Genomic DNA, 24,892 nt, shown 5'->3' with positions numbered 1-24,892 from the left:
AGCGCCGATCTGCTTTGCCGATTTTGGCCAGGGCCCATAAATTGCCGTGGGCCCAGTAGTGCTTACGAGGGTTCGAACGATGATTCACATGAGTTAACCATGCGGGTTGGGTCACTAGCCCCTTGCCTCCGTGCAATTCGGAAGCGTCACGCTGCTGTTGCCAGACCTGCGTGTCCCGTGAGGGATAGGACGTTGTCCACCGGGCTTCACACCTCAGGGTTGGCCCCCGACGCATGCCGATGTAGTGAACTGGCAGGTACATGCCAGGCTCGGTGCCCCCTGTATTAGCAAGGTTGAGCAATGCACAAGCGGAGCGGTTGCTCCGTGCTTGGACGAGATACCCTAGCGTCTCACGACGTTGGCATGGGCCAAATGAGACCAAGGCATCCCAGAGATGGATTGACCCCTTGCGGGGTCAAATCACCCACAGGGAGTCTTGTTACATTTAGATACAATTTCCATGGCGGAAACTGCTCTCTGTTACGTCTGACTGATCAATTTATAGCCAAAAATGGCCAAATTTGAGACGTACTTACCCTGGCAAGCAGGGATCGCATTGTCCCCACAAGTGGGTCGAATCAGGCGCGGCAGAGCCGGCTCTCGTGCTTTATTTAGGCTTCAAACCCCTGTAGAACAAGGGTTTCGGCGCCAAGACTAAGCTGGTCGACCAAGCACAACACGAGCATTCGTGTCGCACCGAAAGATGCACTATAGGTGGGGGCGCCGCCCTTGGAAACAAGGCAGGTGGCTCAGCCCTGATAGAGCGTCACGCGGCGGAATTCTTCCGGCTCCGCCAGATCCGGCAGGGTGCAGGCCTGGAGTTCGGCGAGGCGGCTGAAACCGGGGTGGACCAGGTCGCGTACGCGCGAGTCGGCCAGCAATAGGCTGTCGGCACGGCTCTGCAACGATCCCAGCAGGGACAGGTTGGCGCGGTCGTAGAGCACGTCGGCGGCCAGGATCAGCTCGAAGCGCTCGGTGCTGGCCTGGAAATCGGCCAGCGTCTGGATCTGCAGGCCGTTGGCCCGGGCATTGGCACGACAGGCGGCCAGTGCCAATGGATCGAGGTCGCAACAGACCACCCGCGCCGCGCCGGCCTGGGCGGCGGCGAGACCGGCGATGCCCGAACCGCTGCCGAAATCCAGTACCTGGCGCCCAGCGACTACCGCGGGGTTCGCGACTATCCACTGCGCCAGGGCCAGACCACTGGCCCAGCAGAAGGCCCAGTAGGGCGGCGCCTCCAGCAGGCGCTGGGTTTCCGCCGGGGAAAAGGCCCGCGTCATGTTGGCGGGATCGACCAGCCACAAGGATAGCGTACTGCCGGGCAAGGCCTGCAGGCGGAGGCGGGCGTCGCCGAGCAGCGCCGCCAGGGCGTCGGCAAGGTCGGAGGGCGGGGTCACGGAGTCTGGTTCAGCACCAGTTCGCCGAGGTTCTGCGTGGTCGGCCCGCCCACACCGACCGGTGGCAGGTAGCTGGCCAGTTGACCGGCCTGGATCAGACGGGCGTGGAATTCCACCTTGAGGTCCGGACGGGTGGGGAAGATGTCCGGGTTGAAGGGCAGGCGGAAGGCCAGGGGCGCGCCCTTGCCGGTCACCGTCTCGCTGGCCAGCAGGCGCTGGGGCAGGCCCTTGGCGTTGACCGCCAGCAGGGCGATCTCGACCTGGGCACCGGCCGGGACCAGGCCCTGGGCATTGCGCAAGACGCCGGAGATCTCGCGCAGATTGGCCGGGGTAGGAGCACCCGCCACCGGAACCGGCTCGTCGGCCGGGGTGGTGGGCTGCGGCGGCGTGGTTTCGGGTGGGCTGGAGCACGCCACGAGCAGACCGGTGAGCAGCAGGGGCAGGAGGACGCGTGGGGTCATGGCAGGATCCGTAGGTCGCGGCCCGCGAGGGCTGCACGGGAGGTTGAGGAGTGGCCGTCGAGTAGAGTGCGCTCTTATAGCCTGGCGGCCTCTAGCTGTCGATTCGTCCGGTACCCGGAGGTTCCCGACGAGGGGTGATCGGGTACCATGAGGGCTTTCCCTTCCGGCGGTCGACTCTCCCATGCATTGTCCCTTCTGCGGCGCCCACGACACCAAGGTCACGGATTCCCGGCTGGTTGCGGCCGGCGAGCAGGTGCGCCGGCGGCGTGAATGTCTGGCCTGCCAGGAACGTTTCACCACCTTCGAGACCGCCGAGCTGGTCCTGCCGCGACTGATCAAGCAGGACGGGACCCGCCAGCCCTTCGACGAAGACAAGTTGCGCGCCGGCATGCAGCGCGCCCTGGAGAAGCGGCCGGTCAGCGTCGAGCGCCTGGAAGAGGCCATCGCCCTGATCAAGCACCGGCTGCGCGCCACCGGCGAGCGGGAGATCCGTTCCCGGGTGGTGGGCGAACTGGTGATGGATGAACTGCGCAAGCTGGACCAGGTGGCCTATATCCGCTTCGCCTCGGTCTATCGGCAATTCCAGGACCTGGCCGAGTTTCGCGACGAGATCGAGCGACTGGCCCAGGATCCGGGCAAGCAGCCGGTATGAGCCCTGCCAACGAGATGAATGACGAATTCTGGATGGCCCGCGCCCTGGCGCTGGCGGCGCTCGGCCGCTACAGCACGGCGCCCAATCCCCAGGTTGGCTGCGTCATCGTCCGGGACGGCCGGATAGTAGGCGAGGGCTGGCACCGCCAGGCCGGCGGTCCCCATGCCGAGGTGCATGCCCTGCGCCAGGCGGGGGAGGCCGCGCGCGGCGCCACCGCCTATGTGACCCTGGAACCCTGCAGCCACCATGGCCGCACGCCGCCCTGCGCCGACGCCCTGGTCGCGGCTGGCGTGGCCGAGGTGGTGGCAGCCATGACCGATCCCAATCCGCTGGTGGCCGGCCGTGGCCTCGCCCGTCTCGCCGCCGCTGGCATCGCCACCCGCGCCGGGGTGCTGGAAGCCGAGGCCCGGGCGCTCAATGCCGGCTTCATCCAGCGCATGCTGACCGGGCGGCCCTTCGTGCGGGTCAAGCTGGCGCTGAGTCTGGACGGTCGCACCGCCATGGCCAATGGCGAGAGCCAGTGGATCACCGGGCCGCTGGCGCGCCAGAGTGTCCAGCGGCTAAGGGCCGAAGCGGGCGTGGTGATCACCGGCGCCGATACCGTGCTGGCCGACGGCGCCCGCCTGACCGTGCGCCAGACCGAGCTGGGCCTGAGCGGTGACGAACTGGAGCTGGCCACCCTGCGCACGCCGCAGCGGCTGCTGGTGGACGGCCGCGGCCGGGTGCCGCTCACGGCCCCGTTCTTCCAGGCCGGCGCGGCGCGAGTGGCCGGTATGGCCGCCGAGGCGCCTGCCTATGCCGCTGCTGGTCACGACTACCTGGCGTTGCCTGGCGCCCAGGGCCAGGTCGATCTGGCCGCCCTGCTGACCCGATTGGGCAGCGAGCAGGTCAACGACGTCCTGGTGGAAGCCGGACCGCACCTCGCCGGTGCCTTCGCCCAGGCCGGGCTGGTCGATGAGTACCATCTGTTCCTGGCGCCCAAGTTCCTCGGCTCCAGCGCCCGACCGCTGCTGGACTGGCCGCTGGAGCACCTGGCCGAGGCACCGCAGCTGGAGATCCTCAGCGCCACGCCGGTGGGCGCGGACCTGCACCTGATCGCCCGACCTGTCCGGCGTGCCTGACGCCCCTGGCCCCCTGGCGGCGAACTGTGTTACAAAACCTGCGCTGCCTGCGGGTAGCGAGTTCTCAGGGCGGGGTGTAATTCCCCACCGGCGGTAATGCCCGATCGACTCGGGACGAGCCCGCGAGCGCTCCCTTGCCCTCTGCGGCGGGGGAGGTCAGCAGACCCGGTTGGATTCCGGGGCCGACGGTCATAGTCCGGATGAGAGAGAACGGGATAGCCTCGCCTGGCAGGGGTGCGAGCCCCTCGTCCGTCTGATTTCCCTTCTGTCCGTACGCCCTGTTTTTTCACCGAAACAGGAGTTCGTCGATGTCTAGCTGCACCGCCGTTTCGGCTCCGCCTCTTGGAGGCCTGAGCTGATGTTTACCGGAATCATCGAAGCCCTCGGCGAGATCCGCGCCCTCACGCCCAAGGGCGGAGACGTGCGCCTCTATGTCGCCACCGGCAAGCTCGACCTTGCCGACGTCAAGCTCGGCGACAGCATCGCCGTCAACGGGGTCTGCCTCACCGCCGTGGAGTTGCCTGGCGACGGCTTCTGGGCCGACGTCAGCCGCGAGACCCTGAGCCTTACCAGCCTGGGTGGGCTCAAGCCTGGCAGCCGGGTCAACCTGGAAAAGGCGCTGATGCCCACCAGCCGTCTCGGCGGCCACCTGGTCAGCGGCCACGTGGACGGCCTCGGCGAAGTGGTTTCCCGCGCAGATAACGCCCGTGCCGTGCAATTCCGTCTGCGCGCCCCGGCCGAGCTGGCCCGTTACATCGCCCTAAAGGGATCCATCACCGTGGACGGCGTCAGCCTCACGGTGAACGCGGTGGACGGCGCCGAGTTCGAGCTGACCATCGTACCCCACACCCTCGGCGAGACCATCATGGCCGACTACCGCGCCGGTCGGCGGGTGAACCTGGAGGTGGACCTCCTGGCCCGCTACCTGGAACGCCTGCTGCTGGGCGACAAGGCCGCCGAGTCCAGCAAGGGCGGCGTCACCGAAAACTTCCTCGCCGAACACGGCTATCTGCAGCGCTAAGGACGACACCGTGGCACTTTCCAGCATCGAAGACATCATCCAGGACATCCGCGCGGGCAAGATGGTCATCCTCATGGACGACGAGGACCGCGAGAACGAAGGCGACATCATCATCGCCTCCGAATGCGTCACCGCCGAACACATCAACTTCATGGCCCGCCATGCCCGCGGCCTGATCTGCATGCCCATGAGCAAGGGCCTCTGCGAACGCCTCAATCTGCCGATGATGGCCAGCCGCAACGCCTCCGGCTTCGGCACCAAGTTCACCGTCTCCATCGAGGCCGCCGAGGGCATCAGCACCGGCATCTCCGCCGCTGACCGGGCGCGCACCGTGCAGGCCGCCATCGCCAAGGACGCCAAGGCCGGCGACGTGGTCAGCCCTGGCCACATGTTCCCGCTGATGGCCCAGCCCGGTGGCGTGCTGGCCCGCGCCGGCCACACCGAGGCCGCCTGCGACCTGGCGCGCATGGCCGGCTTCGCCGAGAGCGGCGTGATCTGCGAGGTGATGAACGACGACGGCACCATGGCCCGTCGCGACGAACTCGAGACCTTCGCCGAGCAGCACGGCCTCAAGGTCGGCACCATCGCCGATCTGATCCACTACCGCCTGCTTCACGAGCACACCGTCAAGCGCATCGACGAGCAGCAGCTCGATACCGAACTCGGCCCCTTCAAGCTGGTGACCTACCGCGATGAGGTGGAGGGCGACGTCCATCTGGCGCTGATCCGCGGTGACCTGGCCAGCCAGGAGCTGCCCCTGGTGCGGGTGCACAACATGGACCCGCTGCGCGACCTGCTGCAGGTCCACCAGCCGGGTCGCTGGAGTCTGCGCAGCGCCATGGAGCGGGTCGCTCGCGAAGGCGCTGGCGTGGTGCTGCTGCTGGGGCACTCGCTGGAAGGCGACGACCTGCTGGCGCATCTGCGCGAGCCGCGTCCGGCGCCCAAGGCACTGTCCACCTACAGCACCGTCGGTGCCGGTTCGCAGATCCTGCGCGACCTGGGCATTCGTCAGATGCGGCTGCTCAGCTCGCCGATGAAGTTCAACGCCATATCCGGCTTCGACCTGGAAGTAGTAGACTATCTGCCTCCTGAAGAATGACCCTTCCGCCTGGCGCGCCCGCCCGGGTGGTGCGGCGCGCTTCACCTGGATTTCCACGGACGGCCTGGCAGTTGCCGGCCGTCCGGCTCTTTGACAACTGGACCCGCACATGAACATCAAGACCTTTGAAGGCACCTTCATCGCTCCCCAGGGCCGTTTCGCCCTGGTGGTCGGCCGCTTCAACAGCTTCGTCGTCGAGAGCCTGCTGCAGGGCGCCATCGACGCCCTGGTGCGCCACGGCATCAAGCCGGACGACCTGACCATCATCCGCGTCCCCGGCGCCTTCGAGATCCCGCTGGCCGTGCAGAAGATCGCCCAGCGCGACGAATTCGACGCCATCATCGCCCTCGGCGCGGTCATCCGTGGCGGCACGCCCCACTTCGAATACGTGGCCGGCGAGTGCACCAAGGGCCTGGCCCAGGTCTCCATGGAATTCGGCGTCCCGGTGTCCTTTGGCGTCCTGACCGTCGACTCCATCGAGCAGGCCATCGAGCGCTCCGGCACCAAGGCCGGCAACAAGGGCGCCGAAGCGGCCCTGTCCGCTCTGGAAATGGTCAGCCTGCTGGCGCAGCTGGAGGCCAAGTGAGCGGCGATCTGACTCCGCCCGCGGCCGGCAAGCCCGCGGGCAAGAAGGCCCCCACCGGCAAACTGGCTGCTCGCCGCGAAGCGCGCAGCCTGTCGGTCCAGGCCCTGTACCAGTGGCACATGGCGGGCCAGGCGATCAACGAGATCGAGGCGCAGTTTCGCGTCGACAACGACTTCGCCAAGGTCGACGGCGCCTACTTCCATGAAGTCCTCCATGGCGTCCCGGCCAACAAGAGCGAGATCGACGGTCTGATCCTGCCCTGCCTGGACCGTGCCATGGACGAGGTGGACCCGGTCGAACTCGCCGTGCTGCGGCTGTCCTGCTATGAGCTGCTCAAGCGCATCGACGTGCCCTATCGCGTGGTGATCAACGAGGGCATCGAGATGGCCAAGATCTTCGGCGCCACCGACGGCCACAAGTTCGTCAACGGCGTGCTGGACAAGCTGGCGCCCAAGCTGCGCAGCGCCGAGTTGCGCGGCAAGCGCTGATCGCCCACGTCGGCATGGGTGAATTCGAACTCATCCGTCGCTATTTCGCCGCGGCGCCCTGCGCGCGCGGCGGTCCGGGCGTGGCCCTGGGGATCGGTGACGACTGCGCGCTGCTGGCACCCGCTCCGGGTGAGCAGCTGGCGGTATCCACCGACACCCTGACCGCCGGGGTGCACTTCCCCGATCCCTGCCCGGACGCCTTCGGCCTCGGGCAGCGCGCCCTGGCGGTGAGCGCCAGCGACCTGGCCGCCATGGGTGCGGCGCCTTTGGGCTTCACCCTGGCGCTGACCCTGCCGGCGGTCGAGCCGAGCTGGCTGGAAGGCCTCGCCGCAGGACTCGCCCAGATGGCCGAGCGGTGCGACCTGCGCCTGGTCGGAGGTGATACCACCCGCGGTCCACTGTCCCTCACTCTCACGGTCTTCGGTCGGGTTCCGGCTGGTCAGGCGCTGCTGCGCAGCGGCGCCCGGCCGGGCGATCTGCTGTGCCTGGGCGGCGCGCCCGGCGAGGCAGGGGGCGCCTTGCCCTTCGTTCTCGGCCAGCGTGCTCCAGAGGGCGCCGCCAGTCGGCGCCTGCTGGCTCGCTACTGGGCGCCCCAACCGCAATTCGAACTCGGCCTCTGGTTGCGGGGCAGGGCGACGGCGGCCCAGGATGTCTCCGACGGCCTAGTGGCCGATTGCGGGCATATCGCCGCGGCCTCTGGCGTGCGACTGGTGGTGGAGGCCGCGCGGCTGCCGGTGAGCCCGGCGCTGGCCGAGCTGTTTCCGGCCGACGAGGTGCTGCGCCTAGCGCTGGGCGCGGGCGATGACTATCTGCTGGTCTTCACCCTGCCGCCCGAGCAGGCCCCGGCCCTGGCCGTCGCCTGGCCCCAGGCGCAGGTGATCGGTCGGGTCGAGACGGGCAGCGGTGTTGCTGTCCTCGCCGCCGACGGTCAGCCCATGACGCCGGCGCAGACCGGTTTCCAACACTTCTAGCGCCTTCGAGCGGAGTCCTTCCTTGAGCGAACACCAAGCCCCCGCCCAGCCGGTCCCCCTGTCGGTCTGGCGTGATCCCTGGCACTTCCTGGCCTTTGGCCTGGGTTCCGGCACCCTGCCCAAGGCACCCGGTACTTGGGGATCGCTGATCGCCTTGCCCTTCGTGCCGCTGTGGCAGCTGCTCACTGGCTGGAGCTATCCGTTGTTGTTGGTGATCCTCACCCTGTTCGGTTGCTGGTTGTGCGGCAAGGTTGCCCGGGAGCTGGGCGTGCACGACCACGAGGGCATCGTCTGGGACGAGATGGTCGGCATCTGGATCACCTTCTGGCTGGCGCCCCCGGGGTTGATCTGGCTAGTGGTGGGTTTCGTCGCCTTCCGCGTGCTAGACATCTGCAAGCCCTGGCCAATCCGCTGGCTGGATGTCAATGTCCGCGGCGGCGTCGGCATCATGGTCGACGATGTACTGGCCGGCATCCTCGCCTGGCTGGTGGTTCAGGGACTACATATCGGTTGGGGTCATCTCGTCGGCTGACGAGACGCAGGCCCAAGGAGCAGGGCAGTGAAAAGACTGGGCGCGTGCGGCCTCATCTGGGCCGTCGGTACGCTCGCCTGGGCGCAGCCCCAGGTCAGGGTCGTGGGGTTGTTCAACGGCGCGGCGGTGGTCAACGTCAATGGCCAGCGCAAGCTGCTCAAGGTCGGGCAGCGGCTGGACGAGGTCGAGGTGGTCAGCGCGGATTCCCAGCAAGCGGTGCTGCGCATCGAGGGCCGGACCCAGGCCTTCGGTCTCGATCGCGAATACAGCGATGGCTACAGCGCGCCGCAGCACCGCGAATTCAGCGTGCCACGCAGCAACAACGGTCACTATCAGGTCACCGCCAACGTTAACGGCCGGCCGGTATCCCTGCTGGTGGACACCGGTGCCACCAGCGTGGCCCTGAGCGGTGCCCAGGCCGACCAGTTGGGGATCCGCTACCGGGACGGCACTCAGGGCTGGGTGGAGACCGCCAGTGGTCATGCCCGCGCCTGGCGTACCACGCTCAAGCAGGTGCGCCTGGGCGATGTGGAGGTCGTCGGGGTGGAGGCCATGGTGCTGGAGGGCAACTACCCCAGCCAGGGTCTGCTGGGCATGAGTTTCCTCAATCGGGTCGGCTGGCGCGAGGCCCAGGGCATCTTCTACGTCCAGGCGCGCTGATAGATCATCGGGTATCGACGTCATAACCCCTGGCGATGACGCCGGACCCGGGGAAAAGGTTACAATGTACGTCTTTCCCCGTCAGGAGCCTGCAGGTGTCCGTCGTCTTTGTCGCCGCCTCCCAACTGCCCACCCCCTTCGGCCTGTTCACCATGCACGGTTTTCTCGATGAGACCGATGGCAAGGAGCATGTCGCCCTGACCTTCGGCGACGTGGCCGACGGCGAGCCGGTGCTGGGACGGCTGCATTCCGAATGCCTGACCGGCGATGCGCTGTTCAGCCTGAGATGCGACTGCGGTTTCCAGCTGGAAGCGGCGTTGCGTGCCATCGCCGAGGCGGGCCGTGGCGTGCTGCTCTATCTGCGCCAGGAAGGGCGTGGTATCGGCCTGCTCAACAAGATCCGTGCCTATGAGCTGCAGGATGCCGGGGCCGATACGGTGGAAGCCAACGAACGTCTGGGCTTTGGCGCCGACCAGCGCACCTATGCCCTGTGCAAGCCGATGCTCGACCACCTGGGCATCACCTCGCTGCGGTTGATGACCAACAATCCGCGCAAGGTGAAGGCGTTGGAAGTCTTGGGGATTCCCGTAGCCGAGCGGGTGCCTCTGCAAGAGGGGCTCAATCCGCACAACCGCCGCTATCTGCTGACCAAGGCCGGCAAGCTGGGTCACATGCTCGGTAATCTGCACCAGAACGAAGACATGGAAAAGGCGCCCTAGGGCGCCTTTTTACTGGCCAGCTGCAGGCTGCGCTCAGGCTTCCTTGCGCAGACCGGTCGGTGCCAGGTCCGCCAGGGCCAGACGCTCGCGTACTGAGCGTTCGATGCCCGCCTCATCGAGGCCGCATTCGGCCAGCATGTCGGCCGGCTTGGCGTGTTCGATGTAGCTATCCGGCAGGCCCAGGTTGAGTACCGGCCGGAGCAGGGCGTTGGCCTGCAGGAACTCGTTGACCGCACTGCCGGCGCCACCCATGACGCTATTTTCCTCGACGGTGACCAATAGGTCGTGGTCGGCGGCGAACTGGCGGATCAGCGCCTCGTCCAGCGGCTTGACGAATCTCATGTCGGCCACGCTGGCGTCCAGACGCTCGGCGACCTGCAGGGCTTCGGCCAGTTGCACGCCAAAGACCAGGAAGCCGACCTTGGGGCCGCTCTTTTGGCTGGTTTGGCGACGCACCACGCCTTTACCGATAGGCAGGGGTTCCAGGCCCGGGTCGAGGGCGGCGTTGGGGCCGCTACCACGGGGATAACGCACCGCCGCCGGACCCTGATGACGATAGCCGGTGGTAAGCAGGCGGCGCAGTTCGTTCTCGTCGCTGGGCGCCATGATCACCATGCCGGGGATGCAGCGCAGATAGGACAGATCGAAACTGCCGGCGTGAGTCGGGCCGTCTTCGCCCACCAGACCGGCGCGGTCGATGGCGAAGAGCACGTCCAGGTTCTGCACCGCCACGTCGTGGATCAGCTGGTCATAGCCGCGCTGCAGGAAGGTGGAATAGATGGCGACCACCGGCTTCATGCCGTCGCAGGCCAGGCCCGCGGCCAGGGTCACCGCGTGCTGCTCGGCGATGGCCACGTCGAAATAGCGCTCGGGGTAGCGTTCGGCGAAGCGGATCAGGTCGGAGCCTTCCTTCATCGCCGGGGTGATGCCCACCAGCTTGGAGTCGGCGGCGGCCATGTCGCACAGCCAGTCGCCAAAGATGTTGGAGTACTTGGGCGCACCCGGGCGCTTGGGCTTGGCGTCCAGCGGCTCCAGTTTGGTGATGGCGTGATAGCCGATGGGATCGGCCTCGGCGATGGACAGGCCCTTGCCCTTGCGGGTGATCACATGGAGAAACTGCGGACCCTTGGCATCGCGCAGATTGCGCAGGGTGCTGACCAGGGTCGGCAGGTCGTGGCCGTCGATGGGGCCGATGTAGTTCCAACCCAGCTCCTCGAACAGGGTGCCGGGTACCAGCATGCCCTTGGCGGCTTCTTCGGTGCGGCGGGCGATTTCCCAGGCACCGGGCAGCTTGGATAGGGCCTTCTTGCCGTTCTCGCGCAGGTGCTGGTAGGTACGGCTGGAAAGCAGCCGCGCCAGGTAGTTGGACAGGCCGCCAACGTTGCGCGAGATGGACATGTCGTTGTCGTTGAGCACCACCAGCATGTTGGCGCCGGTGTCCGAGGCATGGTTGAGCGCCTCGAAGGCCATGCCCGCGGTCAGGGCGCCGTCGCCGATCACCGCGACCGACTTGCGCTCGATGCCCTGCAACTGGGCGGCGATGGCCATGCCCAGGGCAGCGCCGATGGAGGTGCTGGAGTGACCGACGCCAAAGGTGTCGTATTCGCTCTCGCTGCGGCGCGGGAAGGCAGCCAGGCCGTCCTTCTGGCGCAGGCTGGCCATGCCTTCGCGACGACCGGTGAGGATCTTGTGCGGATAGGCCTGGTGGCCCACGTCCCACACCAGCCGGTCTTCCGGGGTGTTGAAGACGTAATGCAGGGCCACGGTCAGTTCGATGACGCCCAGGCCGGCGCCGAAGTGACCGCCGGTCTGGCCCACGGTCCACAGGAGAAAGGCGCGCAGTTCGTCGGCGACGGCTTCCAGCTCGGCGTCATCGAGCTGGCGCAGCTGCACCGGCGAGTCGATGCGGTCGAGCAGGGGCGTCGCGGGACGCTGGCGGGGAATCTCGTGAAACGTCTTGGGCATCTGGCTGATCACTTTGCGCAGAGAATTAGGCAGTTTACCCGATGCCCGCGTGGCATCCCAACAGCGGGCAGGGCGTCTTGTCATGCCCCTGTGACAACGGACCCGGGGGCAAATGCGGCTCGGGTCGCGAGTTTTTCCGCTGGAGCGCGTCTAGCTACGTCGTTCCACGATATAGCGGGCCAGGGCGCGCAGGGGTTCGGCGGGCTCGCCCAGCGGCTCTATGGCGGCCAGGGCGGTGTCGCGTAGCTCCAAGGCATAGGCCTTAGCGGCTTCCAGGCCAAGCAGCGCCGGGTAGGTCGGTTTGTCGCGGGCGAGGTCGGCGCCCTGGCGCTTGCCGAGGGTTTCCGTATCGCTCTCGATGTCGAGCACGTCGTCCCACACCTGAAAGGCCAGGCCGATGGCCTCGGCATAGCGGGCGAGGGCGTCGCGCTCGGTAGGGCCGGCGGCTTCGCTGGCCAGGGCGCCGAGCTGGACGCTGGCGGCAATCAGGGCACCGGTCTTGTGCAGGTGCATGGTTTCCAGCGCCGGCTGGTCGATACGCCGGCCGACCGATTCCAGATCGATGGCCTGGCCACCGACCATGCCCGCCGGGCCACTGGCGCGGGCCAGCACGGCGACCATCTCCAGTCGCACGGCGGCAGCCTGGGGCGCCGCCAGCAGCGTCTCGAAGGCCAGGGTCTGCAGGCCGTCGCCCGCGAGGATGGCGCAGGCCTCGTCATAGGCCTTGTGGGTAGTGGGTCGGCCGCGGCGCAGGTCGTCGTCGTCCATGGCCGGCAGGTCGTCGTGGACCAGGGAATAGGCGTGGATCAGCTCCACCGCGCAGGCCGCCTGGTCGGCGCGCGCCGGATCGCCCCCCAGGGCTTCGCAGGCGGCGTAGACCAGTAGCGGCCGTACTCGCTTGCCGCCACCCATGACGCTATAGGCCATGGCGGCATAGAGCCGGGCGAGTTCGGCGCGGGGCGCGCTGAAGAGGGGAGCGAGGGCGGTATCGACGCGGGTCTGGCAGCGTTGCTGGTAGGCCTCGATCATGCGTCGTCCCCGCCCGGAGCGAAGGGGGCGGCCGTGAGTTCGCCATCCTTTTCCAGCAGGATCTGCACCTTCTGCTCGGCCTGCGCCAGGGCGCCCTGGCATTCGCGGGTCAGGCGGATGCCCTGTTCAAAGGCGCCGAGGGAGTCCTCCAGGGACAGCTCGCCGCTTTCCAGGCGTTCCACCAGGGTCTGCAGTTCGGCCAGGGATTGTTCGAAGTCGGGAGCTTTCTTGCGGGCCATCGGGATTCTCGGCAGACGCGATCGGATCGCGGGAAGGTAGCAAAGGGCGGAGCAGGGTAGCAATTTTGCCACACTCGGCGGCGCTGCTTGACGCGGTGCTCGTCGAGGCCCTAGGGTAGCGGTCATGAATACGCGCAGCCCCCAACGCCCCAGCATTATTACCGCCATTACCTGATGGCGGGACAGCGTTAGCTGCGCAACCAAACCCGCCCAAGAGGCGGGTTTGTTCTTTCTGTCTCCTGGGCCCCGACGAAATACCGCAGGAGCCCACCATGACCGCCCAGGAACCCGCCACCGCTCTCTTGCAGCGCTATGCCCGCAAGATTCTCGAAGCCCCCGTCTACGACGTGGCCATCGAGACGCCCCTGCAACCGGCGCGGGCGCTGTCCGAACGGCTGGGCTGCCAGGTGCTGCTCAAGCGCGAAGACCTGCAGCCAGTGTTTTCCTTCAAGATTCGTGGCGCCTACACCAAGCTGGCCAGCCTCTCGGCCAGCGAGAAGGCCCGTGGGGTGATCACCGCCAGCGCCGGCAACCATGCCCAGGGCCTGTCCCTGGCGGCCCGCGAGCTGGGCGTGCGGGCGACCATCGTCATGCCGCGCACTACCCCCGAGCTCAAGGTCATCGGCGTGCAGTCCCGTGGTGGTGAGGTGGTACTGCACGGCGACGCCTTTCCCGAGGCCCTGGCCGAGGCGCTGCGCCTGGCCGAGGAGCAGGGCTACACCTTCGTGCCGCCCTATGACGATCCCGACGTCATCGCCGGCCAGGGCACCGTGGCCATGGAGATCCTGCGCCAGCATCCCGGTCGCCTGGACGCCATCTTCGTCCCCGTGGGCGGTGGTGGTCTGATCGCCGGTATCGCGGCCTATGTGAAATACCTGCGCCCCGAGATCCGGGTCATCGGCGTCGAGCCGGACGACTCCAACTGCCTGCAGCAGGCGATGGCCGCCGGCGAACGAGTGGTCCTGCCGCGGGTAGGGCTGTTCGCCGACGGCGTGGCCGTGGCCCAGATCGGCCATCACACCTTCGAGATCTGCCGGCGCTACGTGGACGAAGTGATCACCGTGAACAGCGATGAGATCTGCGCGGCGATCAAGGACATCTACGACGATACCCGCTCCATCACCGAGCCTTCGGGCGCCCTGGGGGTGGCCGGGATCAAGAAGTACGCCGAGCGCGCAGGCAGTGGCGGCCAGGTGCTGGTGGCCATTGACTCCGGTGCCAACATCAACTTCGACCGCCTGCGCCATGTGGCCGAACGCGCCGAGCTGGGCGAGCAGCGCGAAGCCATCATCGCCGTGACCATTCCCGAGCGGCCGGGCAGCTTTCGCGCCTTCTGCGAGGCCCTGGGCCGGCGGCAGATCACCGAGTTCAACTACCGGTACCACACCGGCCAGGAGGCCCATATCTTCGTTGGTGTCCAGACCCATCCGCAGCGCGATCCGCGTGACGTCCTCATCCAGGGCCTGCGCGACCAGGGCTTCCCGGTGCTGGACCTGACCGACAACGAACTGGCCAAGCTGCATATCCGCCACACCGTGGGTGGCCACGCGGCACGGGTCGGTGAGGAGCAGGTGTTCCGCTTCGAATTCCCCGAGCGGCCCAGGGCGCTGTTCGACTTCCTCGACCGCCTGGGCGGCCGCTGGAACATCAGCATGTTCCACTACCGCAACCACGGCGCGGCGGATGGGCGGGTATTCGCTGCGCTGGAAGCCAGTGATGCCGAGCGGGGCGAGCTGCTGGCGACCCTGGATGCCATCGGCTATCGCTATTGGGACGAGACCGAGAATCCGGCGTATCGGTTGTTTATCGGGTGATTGGGTTTTCAGGACCGCAGCATGGCAGTCCATCGATGCGGCCGCTCTGCATTGATCGCGGCCATGGGCCGCTCCTACGGGCTCATCCATGCCTGTAGGAGCGGCCCATGGCCGCGATAGTCTGTAACGGGCACTGGAGCCCGTCAGTGGAAAAGGCTGCGCCGTTTTCCACGCTACGGAGTCCAATCGCCCCCTCTCCCTCCGGGAGAGGGCTGGGGTGAGGGCGGCCAGACGTTAGAAATTAGCTGTTGGGCTTCGCTACGCTCAGCGCCAACCTACGAGAGCGTCAATCCGCGTCATACCGCGCGCTGAAGGCCTGGACGAAGGCGTTGCGCAGGATATTGAAGAAAGCCTGTAGCGGACTGATGTCCTGGTTCTTCACGCTGCCTGAGAGATCCACCCGGGTGGCGAACTGGTCGCGGGGCTGGTTCTTGAGCAGGGTCTGGGCGGTGCCCACCACGGCTTCCCAGGCGCTTTCCAAGGCGTTCTTGTTGCGGTTCTCGACGTCCTGCTGCCAGTCGAAGATGTCGACGTTCTTCATCAGCGGCTTGACGTAGCCACTGAGCCGGCCGTCCACCGCCTTGGCCTCCACTACCACGTCGCCGCTACCGGCACGGAAATCGAACTTGCCATAGGCGCGAGCGAAATCGTTGAGTTTGGGCAAGTCGATGTCGGTGACTCTCAGGCGGAAATCGAAGTCGGTGAAATCCTTGAAGGGATCGAAGCGGGCGCTGGCTTCCAGGGGGGCGCTGCCGAGGATGGCGGCCTTGCCTTCGAAGTGGGCGATGCGCTCGCCCTGGGCGTCGGCGGCGTTGGTCAGGTTGTAGAGGCTGGCGTTGACGTCGGTGGCCGCTAGGTTCACCTGGGGCTTGGAGTTGAAGTTGCGGAAGGTCACCCGCCCATTCACCACCCGTACCTCGTCGAGGGTGATGGAGATCAGCTTGTCCACCTGGTCCTGCCAGTCGGTGCCTTCACCGGTCTGCGATTGCTCCTTGCGTGCACCGCCGTCGACGAAATTGAGTTCGGGGTGATCGAAGAGGATGCGCCCGACGATGGCATGGTCCTGCCACAGCGAACGCCAGCTCACCGCGATATCGATGCTGGGCGCCTTGAGAAAGGGCACCGGCACCTTGCCGTTGACCTTGACGATCTCCAGCCCTTCGATGCGATAGGCGCCGCGCCACCAGGCCAGGTCCACGTCGGCGATCTGGCCGCGATAGTCGCCCATGTCCGCGAGCTTCTCGTTGAGGTAGTGGCGGATCACCAGGGGGGCAGCCAGGTGCAGACACAGCAGCAGCGCGACCAGGCCGATAAGGATGAAAAGAGGCAAACGCAGACGACGGGACATGATGGCAGCTCAGGGCGGACTCGTTCCCGGTCGACCCTGCAGAGCGGGTCTGAGTTTCTTTCTGCTTCGTCAGCCCGTTGATTCAGGCAGATCCGAATGTCGCGAGCGGCTCTGCTTGGCGGCCGGCGCCCCACCGCACTACCCGGCCAGGGCTTGAACGACAGGTGCAAAAAAGCCGGCTTGTGGCCGGCTTTCGAGGGCGGGTTGAGCTGATTTTTGGTGAGCCCGGCCCGCCCGGGTTGCCCTTGCCGGGCAGATGAGAAAGAGGCCATGGCCTCGGGCGGCGATCGGCAGATGGCGGATCGGCGCAGGGTCGCGGATGGCGACGAGGGGTGCAGAGTAGTCGCTTTGCCGCCGGATAGGAAGTCCGGAATGGCTGGTGTGACGTCCGGAAACAGAAAAGCCCGGCGAGCCGGGCTTTTCGAAAGGAACGCGGATCAGCCCTTGTAGGCGGCCACGGCCTTGGTGATCTCGGCGCGGGCGGCGTCGGCGTCGCCCCAGCCTTCGACCTTGACCCATTTGCCCTTCTCCAGATCCTTGTAGTTCTCGAAGAAGTGCTTGATCTGCTCCAGCAGCAGGGCCGGCAGGTCGGTGTATTCCTTCACGTCCTTGTACAGGACGCTCAGCTTGTCGTGGGGGACGGCGATCAGCTTGGCATCACCACCGGCTTCGTCGGTCATGTGCAGCACGCCGACCGGACGGGCGCGGATCACGGCGCCGGGCGCGACCGGGTAGGGGGTCACGACCAGCACGTCCAGGGGATCGCCATCGTCGGCCAGGGTGTTGGGGATGTAGCCGTAGTTGGCCGGGTAGAACATGGGGGTGGCCATGAAGCGGTCGACGAAGAGGGCGTCGCTGTCCTTGTCGATCTCGTACTTGATCGGCGCGTGGTTGGCCGGAATCTCGATGGCGACGTAGATGTCGTTCGGCAGGTCTTTGCCGGCGGGAATCTTGCTGTAGCTCATGAACGGGTCCCTCTGGTCGGTTGGGAAAAGTGGCCGGGAGTATAGGCGCTTTCAGATCGGGGTTCGAGCCTCGGACCCCGGGGTTGTCGGGTGTTGCACGCTCGCCAGGCTGGCGGCGAGACGGCTGCATGGGTCCTGGCGGAACAGTTGCTGCAGCTGTGCGTAGACCGCCGGATAGTGCTCGCTGAGCAGGTCGGGGGCGCTGAAGAAGTACTCGCAGGCGACGGCGAAGAATTCCTCGGGGCTTTCCGCCGCATAGGGATCAAGGACGGTCTGCGCATCCGGATCGGCATCGAGCTGGCGATTGAGGTCGTCGTAGGCGATCTGCAAGGCGCTGGTCCAGGCGGCCTGGGGCATGCCTTCGTGCAGCGGCGGCTGGCCATTGCACAGGCCACCGGCGAGCAGGTCGATGAGGTGGGCGAATTCGTGGATGACCAGGTTGTAGGCCTCCCAGCCGCCACTGGCCTGGATGCCGGGCCAGGCCAGCACCACCTGGCCGCGGTCCCAGGCTTCGCCGTCGCGTTCCTCGTCCCACTCGTGTTCCAGGCCGCCCTCGTCGCGATGGCGCTGCGGGCTGACGAAGGCGTCCGGGTAGACGACGATCTCGCGGACATTGGGGTAGAGCGCCGCTTCCGGCAGGTGCAGCAGCGGCAAGAGCGCCTGGGCGGCCAGCAGCAGCCGGTCGCCGTCGTTCAGTGCCAGGCCCTGGAGCAGGGTGAGGCGCTTCTCGGCGAGGAACAGCACGCAGTGCTCGCGCAGCCAGGTGTCTTCCTCCTCGCTCAGGCCATCGAGGATCGGCAGGCGCTGGCGCAGGCGCGCCCAGAGGTCATCGGCGATGGCGACCCGCTCCAGCAGGCGCCGCTCGCGCCAGGCGCGCCAGAAGCCCAAGGACTCAGGCCCCGCTCTGGACCGCGGCGCGACGGCTCTTGATCAGGCCGAGGATCATCGGCAGCAGGGAGATGCCGATGATGGCCAGGACCATGACGGTGAGGTTCTGCTTGATGAAGGGCACGTTGCCAAAGAAGTAGCCCAGGCTCACCAGGCCGCCGACCCACAACAGCGAACCGAGCACGCTGTAGGCGAGGAAGTAGGGGTAGTGCATGCGCCCGACGCCGGCGACGAAGGGGGCGAAGGTACGGATGATGGGCAGGAAGCGCGCCAGGGTGATGGTCTTGCCACCGTGGTGCTCGTAGAAGGCCTGGGTGCGCAGCAGGTAGTCGCGGCGGAATACCTTGGAGTCGGGGTTGCTGAACAGCTTGTCGCCGGCGAAGCGGCCGATCAGGTAGTTGGTGCTGTCGCCCGCCACTGCGGCGAACATCAGCAGGCCGGCCAGCAGATAGGGATCCATGTCGCCCAGGGCGGAAATGGCACCGGCGATGAACAGCAGGGAGTCGCCGGGCAGGAAGGGCATGACCACCAGGCCCGTCTCGCAGAAGATCACGGCGAAGAGGATGACGTAGATCCAGGTGCCGTACTGGGCTACCAACCCGCTGAGATAGACGTCGAGGTGCAGGATCAGGTCGATCGGGTTGAATTCCATGGGGCGTGCCTACCGTAGGTGCGAGGGTCCGGCGGCGATTATAAGGGCAGCCGGGGCCAGCGTTTGTGGCCTGGTCGAGATCGGCGCCGGGAAAAAACGCCAGCCGCTCAGAGGTCACGGTAGGGCAAAGGTTCAGTCCCGCGCCTAGATGGGCGCGGGACTGTTGGACCGGTTCTCAGCTCAGCGCCATGTCGATCACCACTCGACCCTCGATGCCGCCTTCATGCATGCGCGCGAAGATGTCGTTGATGTTCTCCAGCGGCTCGGCGCTCACCGTGGCCTTGACCTTGCCTTCGCCGGCGAAGTCCAGGGCCTCCTGCAGGTCCAGGCGGGTGCCGACGATGGAACCGCGCACCGTAGTGCCGTTGAGCACCATGTCGAAGATCGACAGCGGGAAGTCACCCGGCGGCAGGCCGTTGAGGGCAATGGTGCCACCGCGACGGGTCATGCCGATGGCCTGCTCGAAGGCCTTGGGCGAGACCGCCGTGACCAGGGCGCCGTGGGCACCACCGATCTCCTTCTTCAGGTAGGCCGCCGGGTCCTGCTCGCGGGCATTGACCGTGACCTCGGCGCCCAGTCGGCGGGCGAGGTCGAGCTTCCGGTCGTCCACATCCACCGCCGCCACGTTCAGGCCCATGGCCCGGGCGTACTGCACCGCCATGTGGCCAAGGCCGCCGATACCGGAGATCACCACCCAGTTGCCCGGATTGGTGTCGGTCATCTTCAGGCCCTTGTAGACGGTGACCCCGGCGCAGAGGATGGGCGCGATCTCGACGAAGCCGACGTTGTCCGGCAGGCGGCCGACGTAGCCGGCATCGGCCAGGGTGTATTCGGCGAAGCCGCCGTTCACCGAGTAGCCGGTGTTCTGCTGGGATTCACAGAGGGTCTCCCAGCCACCCAGGCAGTGCTCGCAATGGCCACAGGTGGAATACAGCCAGGGCACCCCGACCCGGTCGCCTTCCTTGACATGGGTGACCCCGGCGCCCACCGCCACCACATGACCGACGCCTTCGTGACCGGGGATGAAGGGCGGATTGGGCTTGACCGGCCAGTCGCCCTGGGCGGCATGCAGATCGGTGTGGCAGACGCCACTGGCGGCAATCTTGACCAGTACCTGGCCGGCGCCTGGGGTAGGCACCTCGACTTCGCGGAATTCCAGGGGTTTGCCAAAGGCGGTGACGACAGCGGCTTTCATTGTTTTAGGCATGACGAGTCCCTCATGGATGCATGATGCGTGGATGAAGCCAGACGGGGCCTGCGCCGGGACGCACCTGTCCACCGCGGGCGGCCGTTGCCTCTAGCGTCGGCCACCCACGGGGAGCGGGTGTTGATCCAGGTCAGGTGGGAGGCGCGCCTCGACTTCCTGCTGAGGCGCGCGATCCAGGCGTCGCTTTAGAAGAAGCCCAGCGGATTGATGTCGTAGCTGACCAGCAGGTTCTTGGTCTGCTGGTAGTGGTCGAGCATCATCTTGTGGGTTTCACGGCCGACGCCGGATTTCTTGTAGCCGCCGAAGGCGGCGTGGGCGGGGTAGAGGTGGTAGCAGTTGGTCCAGACGCGACCGGCCTTGATGCCGCGACCCATGCGGTAGGCGCGATTGATGTCGCGGGTCCAGACGCCGGCGCCCAGTCCGAACTCGGTGTCGTTGGCGATGGCCAGGGCCTCGGCTTCGTCCTTGAAGGTGGTCACCCCGATCACCGGGCCGAAGATCTCCTCCTGGAAGACGCGCATCTTGTTGTGGCCCTTGAGCAGGGTCGGCTGGATGTAATAGCCGCTGGCCAGGTCGCCCTGCAGTTTCTCGACGTTGCCGCCGGTGAGGAACTCGGCGCCTTCCTCGCGGGCGATCTCCAGGTAGGAGACGATCTTCTCGAACTGCTGCTGGGAAGCCTGGGCACCGACCATGGTCTCGGTGTCCAGCGGATCGCCGCGCTTGATCTGGGCGATCTTCTTCATCACCGCTTCCATGAAGGGGGAGTAGATGGATTCCTGCACCAGGGCGCGGGACGGGCAGGTGCAGACCTCGCCCTGGTTGAAGAAGCCCAGCACCAGACCTTCCGCGGCCTTCTCGATGAAGCTCGGCTCGGCCTGCATGATGTCTTCGAAGTAGATGTTGGGCGACTTGCCGCCCAGCTCCACGGTGCTGGGAATGATGTTCTTGGCCGCGCAGGAGAGGATGTGCGAACCCACCGGGGTGGAGCCGGTAAAGGCGATCTTGGCGATACGGGTGCTGGTGGCCAGCGCCTCGCCGGCCTCCTTGCCATAGCCCTGCACCACGTTGAGCACACCGGGCGGCAGGAGGTCGCCGACGATCTCGGCGAACAGGGTGATGGACAGCGGCGTCTGCTCGGCAGGCTTGAGCACCACGCAGTTGCCGGCGGCCAGCGCCGGGGCCAGCTTCCAGGCGGCCATCAGCAGCGGGAAGTTCCAGGGGATGATCTGGCCGACCACGCCCAGTGGCTCGTGGAAGTGATAGCTGGCGGTGTTGTCGTTGATCTCGGCGGCGCTGCCTTCCTGGGCGCGGATGCAGCCGGCGAAGTAGCGGAAGTGATCGGCGGCCAGGGGCACGTCGGCGTTGAGCGTCTCGCGCACCGCCTTGCCGTTGTCCCAGGTCTCGGCGACGGCCAGTTTTTCCAGATTCTGTTCGATGCGGTCGGCGATCTTGAGCAGGATCAGCGAGCGGTCCTGCACCGAGGTGCGGCCCCAGGCAGCGGCGGCGGCGTGGGCGGCGTCCAGGGCGCGCTCGATGTCGGCGGCGTCGGAGCGGGGGAATTCACCGATCACCGAGCCGTTCACCGGGGAGGTGTTGGTGAAGTACTGGCCTTTCACCGGGGCGACGAATTCGCCGCCGATGTAGTTGCCGTAGCGGGCCTGCAGGGTCAGCAGGGCGTCTTGGGTGCCGGGAGCTGCGTAGCGCATGGTGGGTCTCCTGTTTGTTCTTGTATGAAGCGGCGCTCCGATCCTGAGCAAGGCGCGGGCCAAGTCGGGCGAACCCGCATGGATGCGACGTTGCGGGCTTTTCCAGGGAGTGCCGTCATCTGCCACTGTGACAGAGGTGTCACCCCTTGGCGTGACAGCCTGTCACCTGGGGGTGACAGAGTGCGCAGTCCGACCGATTTGGCCTATGCTGGAGGCCGCGCAGACGCCCCCGCGGAGGACAACGACAATGGCCGCCACCCCGTCCGATCGTCATGCCAGCCAGGTGCTCGAACTCGCCCGCGGCGCTGTCCCTGACGGCCCGGCCAGCGATCCGGCCATCGCCCGCTCCTGGCGGCGCTGTCTCGACGAACACCAGCTCGACCCGGCCGCGCGCGTAGCGCCCTGGGTGCTGGAGCGCGCCCGCTTCGACGAGCACCGCCAGCGCCAGCAGCGGGTCTTGCAGATCGCCCGCGGCCAGATGAATTCCCTGCACCAGCAGCTGGGCGGCGCCGGCCATGCCGTGCTGCTCACCGATGCCCGCGGGCTGATCCTCGACTGCGTGACCGCCGAGGCCGAGCGCGAGACCTTCCAGCAGGCCGGACTGTGGCTGGGCGCCGACTGGAGCGAGGCCTGCGAAGGCACCAACGGCATCGGCACCTGCGTGGTGGAGCGCCAGGCGCTGACCATCCATCGCGACGAACACTTTCGCAGCCGCCATACCCAGCTGACCTGCTCGGCCAGCCCGGTCTTCGATCCGGCGGGCGAGCTGCTGGCAGTGCTGGATGTCTCCACCGCGCGCCAGGAGTCCTCGCGTCAGGGCCAGTTCCACACCATGGCGCTGGTCAATCTTTCGGCCAAGCTGATCGAGAGCTGCTATTTCCTCGACCGTTACGCCGCGGGTTACCTGCTGCGCTTCCATGCCCAGGCGGCCTATGTCGGCCTGCTCAGCGAAGGGCTGCTGGCCTTCGACGACGAAGGTCGCGTCCAGGCCGCCAACGAAACCGCGCTGATGCTGCTCGGCCTGGCGCGTAGTGCGGTGTTGGGGCAGCGGATGGAGGCCCTGTTCGAGCTACGGCTGGACGACCTGTTGGAGCGCGCCCGCCCGCAACCCAGCGCTTGCTGGGCACTGCGTGGTCGCCAGGGGCAGGGCTTCCACGGCCTGGTGCGCGGCCCTCAGGTGCGCCCGGTTACCCCGGTAGCGGTGCCCAAGACGCCCCTGCCCAGCGGTATCTGCCTGGCCGATCCGGCGCTGGCGCGGGATTTCACCCGGGCGCTCAAGGTCCTGGAGCGCGACGTGCCGGTGCTGCTGCATGGCGAGACCGGCACCGGCAAGGAAGCCTTCGCCAGCGCCCTGCACCGCGCCAGCAGCCGCGCCGGCCAGGCCTTCGTCGCGCTCAATTGCGCGGCCATTCCGGAGACGCTGATCGAAAGCGAGCTGTTTGGCTATCGTGGCGGCAGCTTCACCGGGGCGCGCAAGGAAGGCATGGCCGGCAAGCTGCAGCAGGCCGATGGCGGCATCCTCTTTCTCGACGAGATCGGCGACATGCCCCTGGCGCTGCAGACGCGCTTGCTCAGGGTGCTGGAAGAGCGCCAGGTGGTTCCCCTCGGCGGCGGTGCTCCGCGTGCCCTGGACCTGCGCCTGATCAGCGCCAGTCACCGTGATCTGGAAGCCCTGGTGGCCGCCGGCAGTTTTCGCGAAGACCTCTACTATCGCCTGCGCGGCCTGGTGGTGACCCTGCCGGCCCTGCGTGAGCGCAGTGATCGCGGCGAACTGCTCGATCTGCTGCTGGCCGAGGAGGCCCGCGGCGAGGCGATCCGTCTCGATCCGGCAGCCCGTGCCTGTCTGCTCGCCCAGCCCTGGCCTGGCAACGTCCGGCAGCTGCGTACCGTGCTGCGCACCCTGGTGGCCCTGAGCGAAGACGGCCATATCGGCCTGGACGAGCTACCGGCGGAGTGCCGTGGTGCCCGGCTCTTCGTTCCATCCAGCGCGGCGCCGGTCGATAGCGCTCGAGAGGAGCTGCGTGCGGTGCTGGACGACTGCCACTGGCAGATGACTCGCGCGGCCAAGCGCCTGGGGGTGAGTCGCAACACCCTTTATCGTTGGCTGCATCAGCACGGCTTGCAGCGCCCGCAGGATTAGCGCTCCGCCTTGGCACAGAGGTGGGCGATGCAGGGCGAGACGAACAGACTGCCTCGGTAGGCGCCTGCCAGGGTGCGGCTGGCGACCAGGGCCCATAGCAGGGCCAGCAGCACCACCAGCACGGCGCCCAGACCGGTGAAGAAGGGCGCCGCCAGGGCTTCCCCCAGGCGCAGGGTGGTCAGGGCATAGACACCCAGGGGAAAGGTGAAGCCCCACCAGCTCAGGTTGAAGGGCATGCCCTCACGGGCATGGCGATGGGTCACTAGCACAGCCAGCGCCAGCCACCAGAGCCCCAGTCCCCAGAGCAGCACCGCGCCCAACAGGCCCAGGCCCTGGGCGATCTCGCCAATTCCGGCCAGGCCATGGGCGGCGAACACTGCTGGTGCATCGGTGCCCAGTACCAGCAGGCCCAGGGCGCCGGTGGCGATCGGTCCCAACGCCAGCCAGCTCGACGCGGCCATGCTGGCCGGCGGCAGCTTGTGCAGCGCCAGGCGCAAGAGCAGGATCACCAGCAGGCTCAAGGCGACGGGCACCGAATAGGCCCAGAGCACATAGCTGGCGACGAGCACCGTGAATTGCTCGCTGGCCGCCAGGTGCGGCACCAGCAGGCCACCACTGGCGGCGGCCACCTCGGCGGCCACCACCGGCAACAGCCAGACCGCGGTCATCTGGTCGATGCGGTGTGCCTGGCGGGTAAACATCAGATAGGGGATCAGCACCCCGCAGGCCAGCGCCATGGCCGCATCCAGCCACCAGAGTCCGAGCGCCAGGGTCACCACCGACTCGCCCCAGTGCGGCAGGCCGAACAGCAACAGGCCGTTGATCAGGGTCGCCAGTCCCATGGGAATGGTGCCCAGGAACATGGAAACCGTGGCGTGGGCGAAGATCTCGCGGGCTTCCTGGTAGAACAGCAGCCAGCGGGCGGCATAGAGCCCGGTGAACAGGCTGAACAGCAGGACATCGAGCAGCCAGAGGCCTTCGGCGATGGCATGCAGGCCGGGAAGCGGCAGGGGGAAGGCTGCCAGCGCGAGCGCCAGGATGCCCGTGCCCATGGTCACGGCGAACCAGTTGGGCGTGAACTGGCGGATGACCTCCAGTGGGCGGTCGAGCTGGCTGAAGGGTCTGAGTACCTGCTCGGGGACGACGGTGAAAAGCGGCATGGCAGGGCTCCGGAAGGGATGGCCTCCAGGCTAAGCCTGCTCGCTTATCATTAAAAATGAATGATTATGAAA

24 protein-coding genes and 1 riboswitch are annotated in these 24,892 nt (G+C 66.9%); of the genes, 12 read left to right on the top strand and 12 right to left on the bottom strand.

Annotation, left to right across the window (positions count from 1 at the left end; all coding sequences use genetic code 11):
- Positions 1-749: 749 nt before the first annotated feature.
- Complete coding sequence (locus tag ACUCV0_RS20895; protein ID WP_059316443.1) at positions 750-1,397, bottom strand: class I SAM-dependent methyltransferase; 648 nt, start codon at positions 1,395-1,397, stop codon at positions 750-752.
- On the bottom strand, positions 1,394-1,858 hold the full coding sequence (locus ACUCV0_RS20890) for a YbaY family lipoprotein (protein WP_059316442.1): 465 nt from the start codon (positions 1,856-1,858) through the stop codon (positions 1,394-1,396). The genes ACUCV0_RS20895 and ACUCV0_RS20890 overlap by 4 nt, the downstream gene beginning before the upstream one ends.
- A gap of 181 nt (positions 1,859-2,039) precedes the next feature.
- Between ACUCV0_RS20890 and nrdR the strand changes: the two genes are divergently transcribed.
- The 10 genes from nrdR (at position 2,040) to ribA (ending at position 9,707) form a co-directional block, all read left to right on the top strand.
- A complete protein-coding gene (gene nrdR / locus ACUCV0_RS20885; RefSeq protein WP_007161213.1) occupies positions 2,040-2,510 on the top strand; it encodes a transcriptional regulator NrdR in 471 nt (156 codons plus the stop codon).
- A complete protein-coding gene (gene ribD, locus ACUCV0_RS20880) occupies positions 2,507-3,631 on the top strand; it encodes a bifunctional diaminohydroxyphosphoribosylaminopyrimidine deaminase/5-amino-6-(5-phosphoribosylamino)uracil reductase RibD (protein WP_482213576.1) in 1,125 nt (374 codons plus the stop codon). The genes nrdR and ribD overlap by 4 nt, the downstream gene beginning before the upstream one ends.
- 56 nt (positions 3,632-3,687) lie before the next feature.
- Positions 3,688-3,847, top strand: a riboswitch (FMN riboswitch).
- Between the two features lie 142 nt (positions 3,848-3,989).
- The gene (locus tag ACUCV0_RS20875) at positions 3,990-4,652 is read left to right on the top strand and encodes a riboflavin synthase (RefSeq protein WP_059316440.1); all 663 of its coding nucleotides are present in this window, start codon (positions 3,990-3,992) and stop codon (positions 4,650-4,652) included.
- Positions 4,653-4,662: 10 nt separating this feature from the next.
- The gene (ribBA, locus tag ACUCV0_RS20870) at positions 4,663-5,751 is read left to right on the top strand and encodes a bifunctional 3,4-dihydroxy-2-butanone-4-phosphate synthase/GTP cyclohydrolase II (protein ID WP_271653247.1); all 1,089 of its coding nucleotides are present in this window, start codon (positions 4,663-4,665) and stop codon (positions 5,749-5,751) included.
- A gap of 109 nt (positions 5,752-5,860) precedes the next feature.
- Complete coding sequence (gene ribH, locus ACUCV0_RS20865) at positions 5,861-6,337, top strand: 6,7-dimethyl-8-ribityllumazine synthase (RefSeq protein ID WP_007161209.1); 477 nt, start codon at positions 5,861-5,863, stop codon at positions 6,335-6,337.
- Positions 6,334-6,825 (top strand): transcription antitermination factor NusB, encoded by a 492-nt coding sequence (gene nusB / locus ACUCV0_RS20860; protein ID WP_059316438.1) that lies wholly within the window; start codon positions 6,334-6,336, stop codon positions 6,823-6,825. Before ribH ends, nusB begins: the two co-directional genes overlap by 4 nt.
- Positions 6,826-6,839: 14 nt before the next feature.
- Positions 6,840-7,796, top strand: a complete 957-nt coding sequence (gene thiL, locus ACUCV0_RS20855) for a thiamine-phosphate kinase (protein WP_482213575.1) — start codon at positions 6,840-6,842, stop codon at positions 7,794-7,796.
- A 22-nt stretch (positions 7,797-7,818) separates the two neighbouring features.
- Positions 7,819-8,328 (top strand): phosphatidylglycerophosphatase A family protein, encoded by a 510-nt coding sequence (locus tag ACUCV0_RS20850; protein WP_323149233.1) that lies wholly within the window; start codon positions 7,819-7,821, stop codon positions 8,326-8,328.
- 27 nt (positions 8,329-8,355) lie between these two features.
- On the top strand, positions 8,356-8,988 hold the full coding sequence (locus ACUCV0_RS20845; protein WP_323149232.1) for a retropepsin-like aspartic protease family protein: 633 nt from the start codon (positions 8,356-8,358) through the stop codon (positions 8,986-8,988).
- A gap of 95 nt (positions 8,989-9,083) precedes the next feature.
- On the top strand, positions 9,084-9,707 hold the full coding sequence (gene ribA / locus ACUCV0_RS20840; protein ID WP_323149231.1) for a GTP cyclohydrolase II: 624 nt from the start codon (positions 9,084-9,086) through the stop codon (positions 9,705-9,707).
- Positions 9,708-9,740: 33 nt separating this feature from the next.
- Here the strand turns inward: ribA and dxs are convergent, their stop codons facing one another.
- The 3 genes from dxs to ACUCV0_RS20825 form a co-directional block, all read right to left on the bottom strand.
- Complete coding sequence (gene dxs / locus ACUCV0_RS20835) at positions 9,741-11,672, bottom strand: 1-deoxy-D-xylulose-5-phosphate synthase (RefSeq protein ID WP_482213574.1); 1,932 nt, start codon at positions 11,670-11,672, stop codon at positions 9,741-9,743.
- 150 nt (positions 11,673-11,822) lie between these two features.
- The gene (locus ACUCV0_RS20830; RefSeq protein WP_482213573.1) at positions 11,823-12,701 is read right to left on the bottom strand and encodes a polyprenyl synthetase family protein; all 879 of its coding nucleotides are present in this window, start codon (positions 12,699-12,701) and stop codon (positions 11,823-11,825) included.
- Entirely contained in the window at positions 12,698-12,940 is a 243-nt protein-coding gene (locus ACUCV0_RS20825; RefSeq protein ID WP_434775171.1) for an exodeoxyribonuclease VII small subunit, read from the bottom strand. Before ACUCV0_RS20825 ends, ACUCV0_RS20830 begins: the two co-directional genes overlap by 4 nt.
- Before the next feature lie 272 nt (positions 12,941-13,212).
- Between ACUCV0_RS20825 and ilvA the strand changes: the two genes are divergently transcribed.
- Positions 13,213-14,754, top strand: a complete 1,542-nt coding sequence (gene ilvA / locus ACUCV0_RS20820; RefSeq protein WP_482213572.1) for a threonine ammonia-lyase, biosynthetic — start codon at positions 13,213-13,215, stop codon at positions 14,752-14,754.
- Positions 14,755-15,040: 286 nt separating this feature from the next.
- Here ilvA and ACUCV0_RS20815 read toward each other — a convergent pair whose 3' ends face one another.
- The 6 genes from ACUCV0_RS20815 to exaC all read right to left on the bottom strand — a co-directional run bounded on the left by ACUCV0_RS20815 (position 15,041) and on the right by exaC (position 21,520).
- Positions 15,041-16,102: an AsmA family protein gene (locus ACUCV0_RS20815; RefSeq protein ID WP_323149226.1), complete on the bottom strand. Its 1,062-nt coding sequence runs from the start codon at positions 16,100-16,102 to the stop codon at positions 15,041-15,043.
- 437 nt (positions 16,103-16,539) lie between these two features.
- Positions 16,540-17,067, bottom strand: a complete 528-nt coding sequence (gene ppa / locus ACUCV0_RS20810; RefSeq protein ID WP_007161198.1) for an inorganic diphosphatase — start codon at positions 17,065-17,067, stop codon at positions 16,540-16,542.
- A gap of 51 nt (positions 17,068-17,118) precedes the next feature.
- Positions 17,119-17,955, bottom strand: a complete 837-nt coding sequence (locus ACUCV0_RS20805; protein ID WP_482213571.1) for a M90 family metallopeptidase — start codon at positions 17,953-17,955, stop codon at positions 17,119-17,121.
- Between the two features lie 4 nt (positions 17,956-17,959).
- Positions 17,960-18,607 (bottom strand): DedA family protein, encoded by a 648-nt coding sequence (locus tag ACUCV0_RS20800; protein ID WP_271653239.1) that lies wholly within the window; start codon positions 18,605-18,607, stop codon positions 17,960-17,962.
- A gap of 175 nt (positions 18,608-18,782) precedes the next feature.
- Entirely contained in the window at positions 18,783-19,814 is a 1,032-nt protein-coding gene (gene adhP, locus ACUCV0_RS20795) for an alcohol dehydrogenase AdhP (protein ID WP_482213570.1), read from the bottom strand.
- Between the two features lie 185 nt (positions 19,815-19,999).
- Complete coding sequence (gene exaC, locus ACUCV0_RS20790; protein ID WP_482213569.1) at positions 20,000-21,520, bottom strand: acetaldehyde dehydrogenase ExaC; 1,521 nt, start codon at positions 21,518-21,520, stop codon at positions 20,000-20,002.
- Positions 21,521-21,767: 247 nt separating this feature from the next.
- Between exaC and ACUCV0_RS20785 the strand changes: the two genes are divergently transcribed.
- The gene (locus tag ACUCV0_RS20785) at positions 21,768-23,660 is read left to right on the top strand and encodes a sigma-54-dependent Fis family transcriptional regulator (protein WP_434775167.1); all 1,893 of its coding nucleotides are present in this window, start codon (positions 21,768-21,770) and stop codon (positions 23,658-23,660) included.
- Here ACUCV0_RS20785 and ACUCV0_RS20780 read toward each other — a convergent pair.
- The gene (locus ACUCV0_RS20780) at positions 23,657-24,820 is read right to left on the bottom strand and encodes an SLAC1 family transporter (protein ID WP_482213568.1); all 1,164 of its coding nucleotides are present in this window, start codon (positions 24,818-24,820) and stop codon (positions 23,657-23,659) included. The genes ACUCV0_RS20785 and ACUCV0_RS20780 overlap by 4 nt on opposite strands.
- Between the last annotated feature and the right edge of the window lie 72 nt (positions 24,821-24,892).

This window comes from Pseudomonas sp. VMV1 (genome assembly GCF_056790235.1).
The sequence above is the reverse complement of the archived record's forward strand: the minus strand, read 5'-3'. Positions and strand labels throughout refer to the sequence as shown.

Coding starts and splice junctions, on each gene's coding strand:
- ilvA (WP_482213572.1), top strand. CDS start 13,213: ATGACCGCCCAGGAACCCGCCACCGCTCTCTTGCAGCGCTATGCCCGC.
- ACUCV0_RS20815 (WP_323149226.1), bottom strand. CDS start 16,102: ATGTCCCGTCGTCTGCGTTTGCCTCTTTTCATCCTTATCGGCCTGGTC.
- nrdR (WP_007161213.1), top strand. CDS start 2,040: ATGCATTGTCCCTTCTGCGGCGCCCACGACACCAAGGTCACGGATTCC.
- ACUCV0_RS20890 (WP_059316442.1), bottom strand. CDS start 1,858: ATGACCCCACGCGTCCTCCTGCCCCTGCTGCTCACCGGTCTGCTCGTG.
- ACUCV0_RS20830 (WP_482213573.1), bottom strand. CDS start 12,701: ATGATCGAGGCCTACCAGCAACGCTGCCAGACCCGCGTCGATACCGCC.
- ppa (WP_007161198.1), bottom strand. CDS start 17,067: ATGAGCTACAGCAAGATTCCCGCCGGCAAAGACCTGCCGAACGACATC.
- thiL (WP_482213575.1), top strand. CDS start 6,840: ATGGGTGAATTCGAACTCATCCGTCGCTATTTCGCCGCGGCGCCCTGC.
- ACUCV0_RS20785 (WP_434775167.1), top strand. CDS start 21,768: ATGGCCGCCACCCCGTCCGATCGTCATGCCAGCCAGGTGCTCGAACTC.
- ACUCV0_RS20875 (WP_059316440.1), top strand. CDS start 3,990: ATGTTTACCGGAATCATCGAAGCCCTCGGCGAGATCCGCGCCCTCACG.
- adhP (WP_482213570.1), bottom strand. CDS start 19,814: ATGCCTAAAACAATGAAAGCCGCTGTCGTCACCGCCTTTGGCAAACCC.
- dxs (WP_482213574.1), bottom strand. CDS start 11,672: ATGCCCAAGACGTTTCACGAGATTCCCCGCCAGCGTCCCGCGACGCCC.
- ACUCV0_RS20825 (WP_434775171.1), bottom strand. CDS start 12,940: ATGGCCCGCAAGAAAGCTCCCGACTTCGAACAATCCCTGGCCGAACTG.
- ACUCV0_RS20780 (WP_482213568.1), bottom strand. CDS start 24,820: ATGCCGCTTTTCACCGTCGTCCCCGAGCAGGTACTCAGACCCTTCAGC.
- ribH (WP_007161209.1), top strand. CDS start 5,861: ATGAACATCAAGACCTTTGAAGGCACCTTCATCGCTCCCCAGGGCCGT.
- exaC (WP_482213569.1), bottom strand. CDS start 21,520: ATGCGCTACGCAGCTCCCGGCACCCAAGACGCCCTGCTGACCCTGCAG.
- ACUCV0_RS20800 (WP_271653239.1), bottom strand. CDS start 18,607: ATGGAATTCAACCCGATCGACCTGATCCTGCACCTCGACGTCTATCTC.
- ribD (WP_482213576.1), top strand. CDS start 2,507: ATGAGCCCTGCCAACGAGATGAATGACGAATTCTGGATGGCCCGCGCC.